This is a genomic window from Sulfidibacter corallicola, assembly GCF_017498545.1.
Classification (GTDB): domain Bacteria; phylum Acidobacteriota; class Holophagae; order Acanthopleuribacterales; family Acanthopleuribacteraceae; genus Sulfidibacter; species Sulfidibacter corallicola.
Window position 1 is genome coordinate 10,690,405 of record NZ_CP071793.1, and the last position, 19,202, is coordinate 10,709,606.

Below are 19,202 nucleotides of genomic sequence, written 5' to 3' on the forward strand. Positions count from 1 at the left end.
TCATTTCAGAGATTTTCCAGCTCGGATGGCGAGAGGAACTCCCACTCGCCGGAGGTGTCGAGGTCGTCGTCGGTCGGCTCGGGCGAACGAACCGCCGTGGATGGATCCTGTTTGGGATAGGCCAAGCCGGACAGCGAGACCAACACGCGTCCGCCCTCGTCGCACAGGGCCAGTTCCAGCACCGGTCCCTCACCGGCCGACCGAATCCAGGCCCACATCCGACGCGGACAGCTACCGTGCACATCCAGCGCGGCGAGGGACGCCGGCAGCGATGGGCGGCTGTCGCCGAGCAGGCCGAAACAGGCTTGCAGCGCCGCATCCAGCAGACAGGGATGCAGGCCGAACACCTGGTGGTCGTCTTCCAGCGACGGCGGCAGGACCAGTTCGGCCAGCACGCCTTCGGGCCCCACGAACAAGCGATTGAGGCCGCGCATGGACGCGCCATGAACCTGGCCCAGGGATTCGAGGGCCAGGTAGAAGGCCTCTCGATCCAGCACTTTGTGGTTGCAGGACTGCCGCAGCCGAGCCAGCTCCAAAACGGGGCCCTGGCGCTGCATCGCCGCATGCGCCAACCCCTGGCAATGGATCCACGGCTCCGCTTCGCCGCCGTCGTGAATTTCGAAGGCGATCGCGTCACCGCGCGGGACCAGCCGAATCTGTAGATGGCTCGCGCCGGCATCGACCGGCGACGGCTCGGCCCACACCACCTCGCGCAGGCTCACGGCCTCTTCGGCGGCGATGCCGCGACCCATGGCCGCGCGTGCCGCGGTCAATGCCATCTCCAGGTAGGCCGCCGCCGGCAGCATGCGCTGCAGTTGACCGTCGGCGGCGCGAACGCCGAAATCGCGAATGAAGAATTCCTCGCCGTTGAACCAGGAGCTGAAGCGCTGCTCGCTGAGGTCCGAGGTGTTGGCGTGGACCAACGGGTGCAGTTCGGCGCGCGGCGCGGCGGGTTCCGCGAATGCCGGAACCTGGGCTTCGGGGGCAGGAGATCCCACGAGGGACCGCGCCTCTTCCAGCCCGTAACGCTGGCCCGCGAAGGGGTAGGCCGGCAGGTGGAGCCGCGCGGGTCGGGCGTCGCCATAAATCCGCGCCCAATCGATGTCGACACCACCCACCCACATCTTGGCGACCTTTTTCAGCTTGCCCTTGGCCAGTCGGTGCTGGGCCTTGCGCTGGCGTTCTTCCCGGTCCTTCGCCGAGGAGCCTCCGTCCACCACGCCGCGGAAACACTTCACGATCTCGTCCTCACCGCGCACGAACGCGTCGAGCTGGCCGCGCAGGCGTTCGAGGTGCTTGGCGACGAAGGCCACGCGATGGGCCAGGGGCCGGCGCCCCACCTGGAGGGTCCAGGCCAGGCTGGCAAGGAGCCCTTCGCCGCCGGCGTCCGCCTCGGTCGAGGTCTCCAGGAAGCGCAACAAGCGAACCGCGACGGCGGTCAAACGGTCCCCATCGGCCGCCGAGAGCAGGATCAGGTGTACCTGGGGTCCGAAGACCTCGGCGTCGGCATCGGTTTCGATATGGGGCGCGGCGTTCGGGCCCTGCTCGAAAATCGCGTGGGCGTTGGTGCCGCCGACCCCGAACGAACTCAGCGCGGCGCGGCGTGGCGCCGCACCGGCCGGCCAGGGCTCGTTCGCCAGCGCCAGGTAGAACGGCGAGCCGTCCAGATCCAGATCGGGGTTGGGCTCGCGGCAATGGATCGTGGGCAGGATTTCGCCGTGCTTCAGGCTCAACAAGACCTTGATCGCACCGGCCAGTCCGGCCGCCGTGTCCAGGTGCCCGATGTTCGATTTGACCGAGCCGATGCCGCAGCGCGCCTGGCCGGTCTCGGCCGCGGCGTAACCCTCGCGCAGGGCGTCGAACTCGATGGCATCGCCCAGCAGGGTCCCGCTGCCGTGGGCCTCCACGTACCCGATCGAACGCGGATCCACACCCGTGGCCTTCAGCACCTTGCGGATCACCTTCACTTGGCCCTGATTGCTGGGGGCGTAGAAACCGACCTTGCCGGCGCCGTCGTTGTTGAGGCCCACCCCGCGCAGCAGGCCGTAGATCGCGTCGCCGTCGCGAATCGCATCCAGCGCGCGCTTGAGGACCAGGACACCCACGCCCTCGCCGATCACCATGCCGTCGGCCGCGGCATCGAACGCCTTGCAGCGCCCGTCGGAAGCGAAGCCCTGACCCTCGCGGTGCAGGTAGCCGGGTTTGGTTTCGGGAAACAGCATCGCCGCACCGACCAAGGCCTGGTCGGACTGGCCGGAGAGCAGGTCCTGCCGCGCCAGGTGCATTGACGTCAGCGACGAGGAACAGTTGGAGTGGACGAACACGCTGGCGCCGCTGAGCCCCAGCCGGTAGGAGATCATGGTCGGGATCGAGCCGCCCTGGGACAGCACCCAGGAGGCGTAGCCGTCCGAGCCCAGCTCGATGCCCGCGGCCGAACGTTGCAGCATCGCCTGGTAGAGGCTGTTCCCGGCCGACATGTACACGCTGGTCTCGGGCATCGCGTCCGGGGTGTAGCCGGCGTCCTCGATCGCCCGCCAGGCGTGCAGCAGCAGTTGGCGGAACTGCGGATCCATCAGGCTGACCTCGTCGGGGGCGATGTTGAAGAACGCGGGGTCGAACAGGTCCTTGCCCTCGATGTCCATGTGGCGCGGCACGAAGCTCGGATCGCGAACCAGGCCTTCGGGAAGGCCCATGGCGCGCAGTTCCTCGGTCGAGAAGAAACCGCCGCCGTCCATCCCGCCGCGCAGGTTCTCCAGGAACGCGCGGTGGTCGCGGGCGCCCGGGAAGTGGCAGGACATGCCGATCACCGCCACGCTGTCGGCGTAGTAGTCGGGCCATTCCGGCTTGGCCGTCGGAATCGCGAGGGTCTGCGGGAACGACGGTGCCGGTGCCTCGGCCGGAACCGGATCCAATCGCGTTGGCAGCGGCTCGACCTCGGGCACCCGAGCCTTCGGCGTGATGGGCGCCGGTGCGACGGCCGGCGCCGGTTGGGCGTTCGTTCGCGTTTCCACGACCTGCTGGATCTCGGCGAGATGACGGCTGAGCGCTTTGATCGTGGGGTACTGGAAGATGCGGGTCACGCTCAGGTTGCAGTCCAGCGCCTTGCGGATCTCCTCGACGACCGTGACGGCCAAGATCGAGTTGCCGCCCACTTCGAAGAAGCCGTCCTCGGTGCCGATCCGGTCCACGTTCAGGGCCCGCTTCCAAATCAGCAGGATCAACTCCTCCAGTTCCGATTGCGGCAGACTCAGCGAGCGCGAGGTGTCGCGCACGATCCTGCGCGCCAGCAAATCCTTGCGGTCGACCTTGCCGTTGGCGGTGAGGGGCATGGCCTCGAGCGGCACGAAGGCCGCGGGGATCATGTAGTCCGGCAGGTCCTGCTTGAGTGCGTCGCGCAGGCGGTTCACGTCACGCGCCGCACCGTCCTGCCATACGAAGTAGGCGATCATCTGCTTGTGGCCGTCCTCTTCCTTGACCAGGACCACGTTGTCGGCGACTCCATGGCAGCGGCTGAGCCGATTCTCGATTTCGGACAGTTCGACACGGAACCCGTGCACCTGCACCTGGTTGTCCATCCGCCCCAGGTACACCATTTCGCCGCTCGGCAGTTGGCGCGCCAGATCGCCGGAGCGGTAGAGGCGCTCCTCGGGCTTGTAGGGGTTGACCGTGAACTTCCGAGCCGTCAGTTCCTCGCGATTCAAATAACCCTGGCAGACGCCCAAGCCGCCGACACACAACTCGCCGGCCACCCCTGGCGGCAGCAGCCGCTGGCGTTCGTCCATCACGTAGAGCGTGGTGGTCGGGATCGGCGCACCGATGGCGCTGGTGCTGTGGTGGATCTCGGTCTCGCCGATCTCCTTGTAGGTCACGTGCACGGTGGTTTCGGTGATGCCGTACATGTTGATCAGGCGCACCTTGGGATAGGCGCGCTTCCACTCGCGAAGCAGGACGGGATTCAGGGCCTCGCCGCCGAAAATCACGGTGCGCAGGGCCAACGCCGGCAACTGGGACCGGCAGAGCATCTCGCGCACCAGCGAATAGAAGGCGCTCGGCGTCTGGTTCAACACCGTCACCTTCTCGCGGATCAGCAGGTCGAGGAACAGGGCCGGATCGCGCGAAATCCGCTTGGGCACGATCACCACCGACCCGCCGTAGAGCAAGGCGCCGTAGCCCTCCCAAACCGAGAAGTCGAAGCAGTAGGAGTGGAACATGGTCCAGACGTCGCCCGGCCCGAAATCGAAGGGGAAGCGGTCGTTCACCATCAGCCGCACTACGTTGCGGTGGGTGATCAGGGCGCCCTTGGGCCGGCCGGTGGAGCCGGAAGTGTAGATCACGTAGGCCAGGTCGTCGGGGTCCAGGGCCACGCGCGGCGCCAGGTCGGCGGCGGGGTCGTCTCCGGCGTCCAGGTCGTCCAGCAGTACCTGCCGTTCCACGGGGCGCGGCAAACTACCGACCAGATCACGCGTGGTGACCAGGTGCGCCATGCGCGAATCTTCCATCATGAAGGCGATGCGGTCGCCGGGGTACTCGGGATCGATCGGCAGGTAGGCGCCGCCGGCCTTGAGCACCCCGAGAAAGGCGATCGGCAACCACTCGGAGCGCTCCAGCAGCAAGCCCACCAGACTGCCGGGGCGGACACCCGCCGCAATCAGGCGATGGGCCAGGCGGTTGGCGCGGCGCTCCACCTCGGCATAATCGAGCCGGGTTGCACCGAACGCGATGGCGGTGCGGTTGGGTGTGCGCGACGCCTGCTCCTCGAAAAGCTGGTGCAACGTCTTGTGAGCCGGGTAATTGGCACGGGTGGCGTTCCAGGTTTCCAGTTGCCGCCGCTCTTCGGCCGGGCTCAACAGGTTCAACTCGTCGAGCTTCGTTTCGGGATTCGCCGCCATCGCGGCCAGCACAACCCCGAAATGGTCGCGCATTTGGGCCATCAGCCAGGCGTCGTAGATGTCGGCGTTGTAGACCATCACGCCGCGAATCCCCTGGGGTGCGTCTTCGAGCGCCAGGTGCACGTCGTATTTGCCGTGGCCCAGTTCCAGGGCGATCGGTGTCGCGCGGACCTCGCCCAGATCGGGCGCCGGTCGCGCGGGCTCGAACCGGAACAACACGTCGAACAGGGCCGTCCGGCTCATGTCTTTTTCGGGATCGAGCTCGGCGACCAGTTGGTCGAACGGCAGGGCGCGGTGACGGCGGCAGCCGGCGACGTGATCGGCGACGGCGTGGACGACCTCGGCGAGGCTCTTGTCGGCGCCGATGATATCGCGAGTGACCAGCAGGTTGGCGAAGGGGCCGACCATCTGGCGGTTCTCGGTGTCGCGACAGGGATCGCTGATACCGACGACGATCTCCTCCTGGCCGCTGTAGCGCCAGAGGAGCGTCTTGAAGGCCGCCAGCAGCAGGTCGTGCATCTCGCGATCCAAACGCCGCGCCAAACCACGCAGGTTCTCGGAAACCTCTTCCGGCAGGGCCACCGGCAGGCGGGCCGCCGTGAACGTGTGCACCGCCGGGCGACGCCGCGATTCGGGCAGCTCCAAGGCCTTGAGTTTGCCGGGCAAGTGGCGCTTCCAGAAATCGAGCAGCGGCGCCAGTTCGGCGCGCGAGCGGGCCTTTTCCCATCGGCCGTGGCCCTGGTAGTCGGTGGCGGGGGTGGGCAAGGCGGGCGGGTGGCCGGAGGTGCGGGCTCGGTAGAGGGCGCCCATCTCGTCGGCGATCAGGTTCAGCGACGCGTGATCGGCCACGATGTGGTGGACCACCACCAGCAGCATGCCGTGCTCGGGGCCGGTTTGGAACAGCACCGCGCGAATCGGAAGGTCGCGATCCAGGTGGAACGGGGCCTCGGTGGCGGCCACCGCGCGTTGCATCCATACCTCGCGGTCTCCCGCGGCGCCGGTCGGGGCGTCGACGACGCGCAGCTCCAGGCGGGCCCGTTCGCGAAGGTGACTTTCCCCCTTGGCGGCGCGGGTCAGGATTCGGGTGCGCAGGATGGGGTGGCGGGCGACGATCTCGTCGAGTGCGGCTTCGATCGCGGCCAGGTCCAAGGGACCCGAGAGTTCCAGGAGGAGCGGGAGATTGTGGTAGACCGGCGCGTGGGGATAGACGTTGTCGGTTTCGAAGTAATCGATGAACCACAGGCGATCTTGGTGGAAGGACAGGGGTTCGCCGGCGTCGATGGGTGCCGGGGTGTCGGCGACCGGTGGTTCGGGGATGGCGTCCGGTTGGGCCGAGGCGCGTTCGAGGAGGTCGAGGTAGTCGGCCAGGAAGCGGTCGATCGTGGCAGGGCGGTGGCGACTGGCGTTGTACTTGACACGCAGTAGGAAGCCCTCGCCTCGTTCGCAGACTTCGAGTTCGAGGTAGCGGCCCTGTTGGTAGATGCCTTCGACAGGTTGGATGGTGAGTTGGGTATGGGGGTTCTCTTTGGTTGCGGGTTCTGCGAGCTGGCTTGTTTTGGGGGTGGGGGGCTTCGCTCTTTGGGCGGTGTCTCCTGCTTGCTTGGGTTGCTTCGTTGTGTCGGGCCGGCGGCCCAACCTACTGCCATTTCGGCCCTCTTGGCTTGCGGGCTCTTTGGGCTGGCTTGCTTCGAGGGTGGGGGGCTTCGCTCTTTGGGCGGTGTCTCCTGCTTGCTTGGGTTGCTTCGACTCGTCGGGCCGGCGGCCCAACCTACTGCCATTTCGGCTCTCTTGGCTTGCGGGCTCTTTGGGCTGGCTTGTTTTGGGGGTGGGGGGCTTCGCTTTTTGGGTGGTGTCTCCTGCCTGCTTGGGTTGCTTCGTTGTGTCGGGCCGGCGGCCCAACCTACTGCCATTTGGGCTCTCTTGGCTTGCGGGCTCTGCGGGGATTGGGACTTCGATCGAGAGGTCCGGGGCGAAGTTTTGGTAGTTGAAGACGCAGTGGAACAGGTCGCCCTCCCCTTCCCGTTCGGCTTTCAACGCGTCGACGACCACTGGAAACGGCAGCAAGTGGTCGAGGGCCGAGACCATCTCCACTTGCGCATCGCGGATCAGGGCCTCGAACGAACGGGAGCCGAGCTCGCGACCCCGGATGGCGACCATCTGGATGAAGTAACCGACGGCGTCCTGGAGATCGGTACGGTAGCGACCCAGGGTCGGCATGCCAATGAGGGTCTCTTGTCCGCCGAGACAACTCGCCAGAAGCCACTGGAATGCGGCCAAGAAGAGGGACGAGACGTAGGCATCCGCGTCAGTGGCGCAGCGACGCAGGCATGCCCCCGTTCGGGCCGGAATTTCCAGCAACGCAGTGCGCCCTTCGAAAGGTTGCTCGGCGCCGCGGGGCACATCAGTGGGTAGTTCCGTACAGGGCAATGGTGCGGCCAGGCGACGGCGCCAAAAGGCCAGGCGTTCTTGAACCCGATCTCCCGCGAGCAAACGGCGCTCCGCCGTAACGAAATCGCGGTAGGGTACCGTGAACGGTGGTGCCTTGGGCGTTCGGCCCGCCAGCAGGTTGCCGTAGGCGTCCAGCAGCGTGCGCCACAGGATCAACGTCGAGCGGCCGTCGCAGACCAGGTGGTGCACCGTCAGCAGCACCAGGGTCTCATGGGGCCCACGGGTGAAGAGATGGGCCCGGAACAGCGGGCCGGCTTCCAGGTCGAAGGGCTCGCGGATCGCTTCGTGTACCCGATCCCGCAATGCGGCTTCGTCGAGCGTTTCGGCGTGCTCCGCGATGACGCGCGGCATCTGGGCCGGGTCGAGGACATGGGCCGGCACCCCGTCGACCACCCGAATCCGGGCCGTCAGGATGGGGTGTACCGCGAGCAGATGACGGCAGGCCCGCTCGAAGAGCGCCAGGCTCACGCTACCGGCGATGCGGAAGCAAATCGGCACGTGGTAGCCGTAGACGTCCGGCTCCATTTTCTGCTGGACCCAAATCCCTTTCTGGCCCTCGCTGAGGGGGAACGGTTCGATGGCATCGGGTCCGACCGAAGCGCTCTCTGGGGTCGAGATCAGGCCCTTGGTTCTTGGCGGCATTTCGGTCGGGTCGGAGGCCTCGGTCACCAGTTCCGAGAACGACGCTTGGTGGCGTGCGACGAGGGCGCGGACCGGTCGGTCCGGGTCGTGAACCACATCGGCCACGAGATCCACCACCAATCGGGTCATCCGCGCGATGATTTCACCGCGGAACAAGTGCTTGCGGTAGACGGTCACCAGGTGGAGGCGACCCTCCAATGCCAAGACCTGAAAGAAGAGCGTGGCCAGGGCTCCGTCTACCACCGATTCGGACGTATCGTGGGTCAGGCTGTCGGCGAAGCAGGAGCGACCCAATCCGGCGGTCGCCTGATCGGTGCCGGCGTCGATGTCCGCGGAATCGATCAGCACGTCTCCGGTCTGGCCGAAATAGGCCGCGAGGTTCTCCATCCCGGCCAGTTCCAGCAACTGGTCGAACGGCAATGAACCGTGTCGCAAGCCGTTGAAGCTGGACGCTTTGGTTTCGGAGAGCAACTGCCGTGCGGTCATCTCGGCGGATACGTTCAGCGGCAGGAACAGGACGTTGGTGAATTCGCCGGGCGCGGCCAAGAGTGCTTTGCGATCGCGTCGGCTGTGGATGAAGTGGAAGACGGCGCGCGCGTTGCCCAGGCCGTGCACCAGCAGGATCGCCAGCGCGGCCGTGAACAGGTGGGTGTGGGTGACGTCGTGGTGCCGGCAGAAGTCTCGGATTTCGGCGGCTAGATCGTCGGAAAGCGTGTGTCCGTGGCGAGCCGCGATCGCCAAGCGCTCGTGCGCCATTCCACGGGGGTCGCAGACCAGCGGCAAGCGCATGTGCATGGGCCCGTCGGCCAGCCGATTGCGCCAGTAGGCGCGAGCCGCGTGGGCCGCCTCGGTTTGGGGCACGAATGCCTGCAGGGCGTACTGCCAATAGGGTTCGGCCACGGGCGGCAAGGTGGGTTCCCGATTCTGTGAGAGATCGCGGTAGAGCGCCATGGCCTGGGCGAACAGCAGCGGCAGGGTGAAGGCGTCGGCGAGGCTGTGGTGGGTCACGAACCCCAGGTAACTTTGCCCGCCAACGGTATAGAGTTGGAGGCGGAAGAGTGGCGGACGATCGAGCCGCTGCAACCGCGCCCGTTCCACCAGGATATGTTGCTGAAACTCGGCGAGAGACGGGAACGCCACCTGGCGCAGTTCCCAGCTTGGCTGCGGTGAAACCACCTGAACCCAATCGCTGCCGATCCCCAGGTAGTGGGTGCGCAGCAGGTCGTGGTGCCGCGCCAGCAGATCCAAGGCCCGATTCAGCAAATCCGGATCGAGCGAGCCCAAACCCGATTCGAAGACGTGTTGAACGTTCCAGGCCGGCTGTTTCAGGACCTCGGAGTGGAACAGGTTGCGTCGCTGCTCCTGGCTGATGGGCGCAAACAGGCTTCCCGCCGGCAGGCGCGTGGTCAGTGCCGTGAGCACCTCCGGCTCCAGGCGATCGAGCACCGCGTGCAGGGGAACCGCGCGATGGGCGGCGAAGTAGCAACGATGGCCGTCCCGCAGCACGGCCACGCCCTCGGCGGCCAGGGCCAGCAGGCCCGAGCGACAGGCGTCGAGGTCTTCGGAGTCAAGGCGCTGGGCATCGCCTTCACGCGTGGTGACCCGAAGCCCCCGCGGAAGCCCGCCCAGCCGTTCGGCGAACCAGGCGGCCGCAGCCGAATCGGGCGGCGCGACCATCGCGCTCGATGGCGCCGGTGTTGCCGCGGATCCGTACCCGCGTTCCTCCAGAAACGCGGTCAGGCGCGCCGGGGTGTTGTGAATCAACAGGTCCGCCAGTTTGATCTCGCAGTCCAGAACCTCGTTGATCTGGGCCAACAGGCGCATGCTCGAAAGCGAATCGAGCCCGAGGGCACCGAACGCCACGTGGGGTGCCACTTCGTCGCGCTCGTGCCCGGTAATGTCGCACACCGCAGCGAGGACCAGGTCTCCCGGTGCCTGGGACGCAACCGTCGGTCGCGGATTGGGCGGGACGCGTCGAACCTGGGAACGCGCCTCGACGGAGTGGGCGTCGCCGGTCGCTTCGATCCAGCAGCGCCGCTGGTCGAACGGGTAGCCGGGCAAGGTGATCGGCAGGCGTTCGTAAGCGTCGAACCAGGGCGCCAGGGCGGGCGTCCATCCCTGCACGAAGAGGTCGGCCAGCACGCGCAGGTCTTCCGGATCGGGCTCGGGATCGGCGAGCACCCGAGCCTGGGTCAACCGGCCCAGGGCCGCCAGCGCGGCGCCCACCGATTTGCGAACGCTGCCGGCGAAGCCCGATCCCGATTCCTGGGTTGCGGCAAATCGGTCCAAGGCGGTGATCAGGTCGTCCCGGTTGGAGACGACCCAGGCGACCCGTTCCGCGAATTGGGCGCGGCGCAGCAGCAGGTTGGCGGCCAGCGCGCCCAGGGTCAGGTGACGCCCCGTCCCATCCAGGAACTCGCGCAGGTCGGCACAGCGGCGAACCAGCGCGGGCATCGTCTTGGCCGAGAGGCAGATCGGCATGGCGCGGTGGTCGTCGCCGTCGGTTTCGTCCGGCCAGGCCTCGGACGGCGCCTCGGCGATCACCAGGTGCACGTTGGAGCCGGTGGCGCCGAACGAGTTCACCGCGGCGCGCCGGGTCCGGCCGGCCTCTTCCAGCCAGGGCCGCGACTGGGTGTTGATGGTGAAGGGCGAGGTCTCCAAGGCGAAACCCGGATTGGGCGAATCGACGTTGAGGGTCGGCGGCAACTCGCGCTGACGCAGAGCCAGCAGGACCTTGATCACGTGGCACAGGCCGGAACCCTGGAAGGCGTGGCCGATGTGGTTCTCGATACTGCCCAGGGCACAGAACTGGCGACGGCGGGTGAACTCGCGGAAGGCGGTGGTGAGGGCCTGGACCTCCACCGCGTCGCCGACCGAGGTGCCCGTGGCGTTGGCCTCCACCAGGCCGATGGTCTCGGGGTCGACGCCGAAACGCCGGTAGGTCTCGGCGATCAGGGCGGCCTCGCCGAGCACCCCGGGCGCGTTGATGCCGTTGGTGCGCCCGTTGTGGTTGTTGCCCCAGGCCTCGATCACGCCGTGGATGCGGTCACCGTCGGCCAGCGCGCTTCCGAGCGGCTTGAGCACCAGCACGCCCACCGCTTCACCGGGCAGCATGCCGGCGGCGCGGGCGTCGAGCGCGTAGCCCTCGTCACCGGTCGCGATCAGGCCGCCCTCGGCGGACGTGAGAATCAGGTTGGGCGTGCTGTAGATCAGGACACCACCCGCCAGCGCCACGTCGCACTTGCCCAGCAGCAGGTTGTCGCAGGCCTGGGCGATCGCCAGCGCCGAAGAAGCGCAGCCCGCGTCGACACTCACGCAGGGACCGGTGAGGTCGAAGCTGTAGGAAACGCGGCCTGGCAGACCGGACAGGGTCACGTGCGGCGAGATCCCCAGTATTTCCTTCATTCTCAAGGTGTAATCACCGCCTCCGCCGCAGAAGACGCCCCAAGATCGGCCCGACAGGCGCTGGGGATCGAAGCCGGCATCCTCGATTGCCTTCCAGCTCTCCTGCAGGAACAGGCGCTCGGAGGGATCCATGGCGGCGGCTTCGTTGGGCGAGATGTGGAAAAAGACCGGATCGAAGCGGTCGATGCCGTCCAGGAAGGCGCCCTTCAGCGAGCCGCCCGACGGCCAGCGGGAAAGATCCCAACCGCGCTCGGCGGGCACCGATTCGAAGACGGCGGATCCGCTCTTCAGCAGGTCCCAGAGCGCGTCCACCGAGTCGGCTCCGGGGAAGCGACCGGCCATGCCGATGACGGCGATGCGCGGGTCGCCGAACTGGCGCGCGGCGGGCCCCGTGTCGGTGGCACGGATCGGGCCGGGCACGACCCCTCCGGAGACGGCTGGCTTGTCGTGGTCCAGGTCGCGAGCTGCGGCGCGGGGCCGCTCGCCATTCGCGACATCGGTCATGGCCTCGGCGAGCAGGTGGGCCATACGCGCCAGGGCGTCGCGCCCGCTCAACAGCTCGAAATGGTTGGCGCCGTCCACCACCACGGTCTCCAGGTCCGGCAGCACCGCGACCCAACCCTGGAGGAAGTAGCCGAAGGAACCGCACTCGCGCTGGATGCGCAGCAGGTAATCGGGATTGTAGACCTCGTCGGAGGTGGCGTCGGCGGTTTCGGTGCGCAGGAGGAAGGCCTTCAGCTCCGCGGGACGGGGCAGGGGTCGGGCGCGATAGGCGGCGAAGGCGCCCAAGTTGGCCAGGTGCACGGCGGCCATCGAATGGAGACGGCGCTCCAGAATCTCCGCCTCCTGGGCCACGCCGCGAGCCCGGATCAGGGTCGCGAGGGCCGCGGGCAGGTCACCCGCCTCCGCATCGGCGACTTCGTCCGCGGTGATTTCCAACGCTCGCCAGGACACCTGACCGGCTTCCTTCTCGCGGCGGAAGCCCGGGTCCAGGTGCAGCATCGCGATCATGAGGAAGTTGGCGTTCATGATCAGGTTCTCGCGCGACCCGGCCTGCCAGAGCCGAGCGTCACCGTCGTCGGTGATCAGGGGCGACTCCGCCAGGAACAGGTTCGCCACCTCGAGGCCCTGGGCCTGTAAGCGGCGCGCGGCCTCGTAGGCCAAGGTGCCGCCCATCGACGAGCCGAACAGGTGGTAGGGTCCCTCGGGGTCGAGTTCGGTCACCAGCGCCGCCACGTGGTCGGCCATCTCGGCCAGCGACGCGAAGGGCGGTTCCTCGGTCAGGAATCCGCGCGACCGGACGCCGACCAGGCGGAAGCGCTCGCCGGTGGCCTCGGCCAGCTTGCGGTAGAGGCCCACATCGCCGGACATGGGGTGAATGCAGAACAGCAGCGGCCCGTCGCCATCGAGCGCCAGCGGGACCAGTTCGCGGTGGCGCCGGATCAGGTCGCGCAACCGGGTTTGGAAGGGCTGCGCGCTCGGGAACGCGACCGAGGGACGCGCTTCCGAGGTGGGATCGCCGGCGCGGGCCGCCAACAGGTCGGCGAGGTGGGCGGCCAGGCGGTCGATCGAGGGGAAATCGAAGACCAGCGTTTCGCGCAGTTCGAGGCCGAAGGTCTCGGCCAAGTTTTGGATCAGGCTGACCACCGTGAGCGAGTCGAGGCCCAGGTCGAAGAAGCTGGCCTCCTCGTCGAGGTCGCCGCCTTCGTCTTGCCAGAGCAGGCTTCGGACCTGGTCGCCCAGGTGTTGGATCAGTTGGTCTTTGGTGGGTGGGGGCGTCTGGTTCGCCGGGCCGGCGAACCTACCGGGCACCACGCCACTTTCGGTGTTCGGGGTCTCCCGAGAGGGGGCGGTCCGTTGAGGGGATCGCTTTGTCTTTGGTTGGGGTTTCACTTCCTCGGTCGACGGCTTCGTCGCGTTCGCCGAGCCGGCGAACCTACCGGGCACCACGCCACTTTCGGTGTTCGGGGTCTCCCGAGAAGGGGCGCTCCGTTGGGGGGATTGCTTTGTCTTTGATTGGGGTTTCACTTCCTGGGGCGGCGGCTTCGTCTGGTTCGCCGAGCCGGCGAACCTACCGGGCACCACGCCACTTTCGGTGTTCGGGGTCTCCCGAGTTGGGGCGCTCCGTTGGGGGGATTGCTTTGTCTTTGGTTGGGGTTTCACTTCCTCGGTCGACGGCTTCGTCGCGTTCGCCGAGCCGGCGAACCTACCGGGCACCACGCCACTTTCGGTGTTCGGGGTCTCCCGAGAGGGGGCGCTCCGTTGGGGGGATCGCTTTGTCTTTGGTTGGGGTTTCACTTCCTGGGGCGACGGCTTCGCCTGGTTCGCCGAGCCGGCGAACCTACCTGGCACCACGCCACTTTCGGTGTTCGGGGTCTCCGAGGTTGGGTCGTTTTGGTGGGGCGTCGGCTCGGTCCGTTGCGGGATCGCCACGTTTTGGATGGATCGTTTCGGGGGTGGCGACGGCGAAGCGACATTGCCGCCCTGGAAGGGGTAGGTAGGCAGGTGCAGGCGTTGCGGTGGTTGTGCGCCCCGGTATCGAGCGTGCCAATCGACCGGTGTTCCCGCCACCCAGAGGGCGGCCAGGGCCGGTAGGTCGTCGACCGAGTCGGCGGCCATCGCTATGCGCTCGGCCTTCGATGCCTCGGCCGCGCGAAGCACCTCGGGCCGAGAGGCGTGGTAGATTGATTCTCCGTCGGATCCGCCGTCGAGGTAAACGGCCAGGGCTCGGACGAGCACCTCCCGCGAATCCACCACGAAGGCCAAGCGCCGCCGCATGCCCTCTCGGCCCACTTGCAGGGTGTAGGCGATGTCGGCCAGGGCGATCGGCTCCTCGGCTTGCAAGCGGGCCAGCAGGCCGCGGGCACGTTCGGTCAGCGCCGTCTCGGTCTTGGCCGAAAGCGGTACCAGCAACGCCTCGCCGGTGTCGGCTACCGCCCCGCGATGACGCTCCACTTCGGTGCAGGCGCGCACGACCAGGTGGGCGTTGGTGCCGCTGTGGCCGAAGGTGTTGAGCGCGGCGGTCAGGGGTGCCTCGCCCGCCGCTTCCCACGGCCGGCTTTCGTCGGCCACGTAGAAGGGCGCGCCCTCGAAGTCGATCAGCGGATTCAGGCGTTGGAAATGGAGCAGTCCCGGAAGGGTGCGATGGTGCATGGAGAGCAGGATCTTGACGAGCCCGATCACGCCGGAGGCCGCCATCGCGTGGCCGATGTGGGCCTTGGCGCTGCCCACCGCGCAGAAGTGGCGGCGATCGGTGAATTGGCGGAAGGCGCGCGCCAAGGCGTTGGCCTCGACCGAATCGCCGAGCCGCGTCCCCGTGCCGTGAACTTCCACGTAACCAATGGTTTCCGGATCGATGCCGCGGCGACCATAGAGCTCCGCGATCAGTTCTTGCTGGGCCGCGCCGTTGGGTGCCGTGATTCCGTTGCTGCTGCCGTTCTGGTTGACCGCGTCGGCGCAAATCACGCCGTAGATGGCGTCGTTGTCGGCCAGCGCGTCGTCGAGCCGCTTGAGGGCCACGACGCCGACCGCCTCGGAGAAGACCGAGCCGTCGGCCGCCTCGTCGAAGGTCCGGCAGCGGCCTCCGGTGGAAAGCAGTTGGGCTCGTTCCAATGCTTCCATCATCGCCGGCCCCATCGCCGCCGACACGCCGCCCGCCAGCGCCATGCGGGTCTCGCCGCCGCGCAGGCTCTCGCAGGCCAAATGGATCGCGACGCCGGAAGAGGAACAACCGGTGTTGACCACCAGTGCCGGCCCGCGCAGGTTGAGGAAGTAGGATAGCCGCGAAGCGACGATGGCGTCGGACGAACCCGTGAAGGAGCCTTCGAAACCGATCGGCTCGGCGCCCACGAACACGCCGACCGGCTGGCCATCGAGGTGCCTGGGGTCGTAGCCGGCGTCCTCCAAGGCTCGCCAACTCTCTTCCAGGATCAGGCGCTGGTGGGGGCTCATGGCCGCCGCTTCGCCCGCAGGAATGTTGAAAAAGGCGGCGTCGAACCGCTCGCGATCCTCGATCAGGCCACCCCAACGGCAGGCGCCGCCGCTCTGGCCGCGCCATTCGGCGGGTAACGCGGTCACGGCGTCGACCCCCTCCACGAGGTTCTGCCAGAATGCGTCGACATCCGACGCGCCTGGCACGCGGGCGGACATGCCGACCACGGCGATCTCGGCGGCGGAATTCCCCACCCGAGAAGGTTCGCGCGATCCTCGTGCACCGGAGCGGCGCACCGTCCCACCAACGCGCCACCGCGAGCGTCGCCCTCGCGCGATCGGGCCGCGTTTGGAAGGGCCACGCTCGACCCGAATTTCCGAATCCGAACCGGGCACCTCATCCCGCGACGGAGCCTGCGACTCGAGGGTCGCGACCAGGCTCGCAAGGGGCGCGACCGCAGGGCATTCGAACAGCACCGTGGGCGCCAGCGCCAAGCCCAGGCGCCGGTTGAGTCGGGCCACGTAATCGGAACCCAACACCGAACTCAGTCCGTAATCCGAAAACGGCACGCGCGGTTCGATATCCTCGGCAGGCAACCCCAGGCAGGCGGCCAGTTCCTCGGCCAGCACCGCAACCAGATCTTCCGCGCTCGGCGTATCCACGACGTTTGGCATGTCCCCCGCGACGGGACCGGTCGGTGCGGAGATGTCGCCCCCATTGGGCCGCATCTCGCGGCCGGCGAAGGGATAGGTCGGCAGCGACAGCCGCCAGGGCTGTTCGCCGCGCCACAGCGCACCCCAATCCAGGTCGCAACCCTTGGCCCAGAAATGGGCCGGCCGGGCGACGTTGCCCTCTTCGATCCAAGTCTGGATCAAGCGGTCGGCCTCGCCATCGGAACCGAGGATGTCCGACAGCCCGGAATCGGGTCCGCCGAAGAACAGGTTGTCACCGGCGCGCTGTCCGGCCACGAAAGCCGCCAGCGCGTCCAGCAGTTCACGCGCGCCGTGCACCACCAGCGCCAGCCTGAAGGGAAAGGCCCGGCGGCCCACTTGAAGCGTGTAGGCCGTGCCGCGCAGATCGAACGCGGTGGACCGGTCCAGGCGGCGCTCCACGAAGGCCGCCAACTGGTGGGCGGCCGCGATCAGCTCGGCCTCGGTGCGTGCGGACAGGGGGAAGCACAGCGGTTCCGCCAGTTCCTCGGGGGCGATCGGTGCGGTCCGCCCGCGGTATTCCTCCACGATCAGGAAGGCGGCGGTCCCGCCCAGCCCGTAGGCGTTGATGCCGGCGCGACATGGCCGAGTCCCGGCAGCGTCGGCCGGCCAGGGCAGCACCTCCACCGGGATGTCCAGCGGCGCCTTGGCGAGACCCAGCGACGGCGCCGCCTCGCGATAGCCCAAGGTGGGCACGATGGTCCGGTGGCGCATCATCAGCAGGACCTTCACGAGTTGGGTCAGCCCGCCCGCGGCGCCGTTGAACCCCACGTACGATTTGACGCTACCTACCTGGAGCGGCGCGCACCGGTCGCCCCTGCCGAAGACCTTCTTGATGGCTTCCAGCTCGATAGCGTCGCCGAAGCCGCCGGTTCCGTGAGCTTCGAGGTAGTCCAGGTCGGCCGCGGCCAGGCCGGCATCGGCCAGAGCGGCGGCCAGTAGCTCGGCCTGGGCGTTGGCGTTGGTCAACGTGACCGAGCCCGACCAATTGCCGGTGTGATTGACGGCGCCACCGGCCAGGTTGGCGTAGATGTTGTCGCGATCGCGCTCCGCGTCGGCCAGCCGTTTGAGCATGACCACCGCCGCGCCCTCTCCTGGCGTGAGGCCCGTGACCTCGGCGTTGAAGGGTCCGCAGACCCCCTGCTGGGCCAGCACGCCCAGGCGACTCAACGAGAGGTAGGCATCCACGGAGAAGTCGATGCTGGCACTGCCCACCAGGGCCACGTCGCACTCGCCGGCGCGCAGGGCCTGGGCGGCGCGGTGCAGCGCCACCGAAGACGAAGAACAGGCCGTGTTGACGGTCTCGCTGGTTCCGGTGAAGTTGAAGAAGTAGGAAATGCGGTTGGCCGTGAAGCTGATGTCGCCGGTGATGCGCAGCGGCGTGTTCTCGGGCTCCTCGCGCGGCAGCGTATCTTGGAAACTGTTGTTGTATAGCGCGATGAACACGGCCGTGCGCGGCCCTTCCAGATCCTCCGGCGCGTAGCCGGCGTCTTCCAGGCACTTCCAGGTTTCCTGCAGCAGGATGCGCTGGTGCGGATCCATCCAGGCCGCCTCGCGCGGCGACACCTGGAAGAAGCCGGGATCGAAAGCGAACACCCCGTCCAGGAAGCCGCCCGACTTGGCGTAGGTCTTGTCCGGATCGGCCTTGGAATCACCGTAAAAAGCCTGCCAATCCCAACGATCGGCGGGCACGTCGCGGAAGAGCGGCTCCTTGCGACGCAAGTGCTCCCAAAATCCCTCGATCGAAGATGATTGGGGCAGCCGCGCACTCACACCGACGATGGCGACCCGGGCCGCGCCGGTCGTCGGAACCGCGGCCGCGGCCGGCGCCGCACCATCGGTCGCGGACACGGGCCGCGAGATCTCCTCCACGGCAGCCGAAGGCTCACCCGATCTCTCGTCGGAAGATCCGGCCGATTCGACGGCCGGTGGCCGGGCGAACGACTCCGTGGCGAACCGGCGACTGATCTGGCCGTTGACCACCTGATTGTGGCTGACCCGTTCCGAGGTCACCCGCAACCGCCAGTGGGTCGCGTGGCTGCCGCGCAGGTGCAGCAGGAAATCCCAGGGCCGCTTGATCTGCACACGCCCATCCGCCAGTTGTGCGTTGTAGATGCGCACGAAGTCGGCCACCAGACGGCCATGGGGATTGATGGCCAGGTCTAACCCCACCGCCGCGGAAGGAAGCGCCGCCTCACGGTAGAACTCGGTGAAGCCGCTGGGATCGCCCATGAAGCGGGTGTCGCGCTCCCGTTTCTGGAACAGGCTGAGCCGGTTCATCGGCGTTTCCAAACGGCGATAGGCGCGGTTGGTGGCCACGAAGTCGACGACGCGGCGCACGGCCGGAACCGTGCTGTCGTCGAAGGCCACGTAGGCGCCGTCCTCCAGCAACAGGTCGGCGTAGAAGAAATCGAGCAGCACGTAGTCGAACAGGTGCAATCCGTCGATGAAGATCAGGTCGAAGGTTCGCCGCTCCTCCAGCAGGCGCGGCAGGGCGCGGTAGTCGGGCTGGTTCAGGTGCTCGAAGTGATCGGACAGGCCCGCTTTGCGAATCTGGGCCAGCGCCAGGTTTTGGAAACTCGCCTCCTGGCCGGGGTCGATCGCCACGTGAAGGCCCGTGCCGCGGCGGCGATGCGCCTCGCACACGAACAATGCGGACAGGCCGAACGCCAGGCCGATCTCCATGGTGTGGTTCAACTCGTGGGTCGCGATGAACTGGTGCAGGTACTGGCCCAGCGAAGCCGGAATCGCCCAGGGATAGATCGACTTGATCAGGCCGTGCTCGTCACCGACCTTGCCGGTGCGGTAGATCTCCCCCAACAGGCCCTCGCCGAAGGGCGCCTTCAGGTTCTGATCGTTGTAGCGGTGGAAGAAGACTTCGAGCACCTTGTCCACATACTGGAAATAGGTGATTTTGTCCGCCGGCTCGACCTTCAGCGTGGCCGTCGTGGTGGGATCCAGGTGGCCACCCACCAGAAAGGCGAACTCTTCTTCGGCGATCGACATCTCGAAGACCGGTTCCCGCTCGGCGGCGGCATCGTCGTGGGCGACGACCGCCTCCTCGGACAGCGAACGGGCGTCGAGAATCAGTTGTCGCGAGCGCGCCAGGTATTCGGGGTGTTCCGTGAGGGCCTTGAGCAGGAGAGACTTTTTCCATTCGATATTCATGCTGGCATT

1 protein-coding gene is annotated in these 19,202 nt (G+C 67.4%); it reads right to left on the reverse strand.

Annotated features, from left to right (window positions below; genetic code table 11):
- Positions 1–5: 5 nt before the first annotated feature.
- Positions 6–19,193: a non-ribosomal peptide synthetase gene (locus J3U87_RS31940; protein WP_237379865.1), complete on the reverse strand. Its 19,188-nt coding sequence runs from the start codon at positions 19,191–19,193 to the stop codon at positions 6–8.
- Between the last annotated feature and the right edge of the window lie 9 nt (positions 19,194–19,202).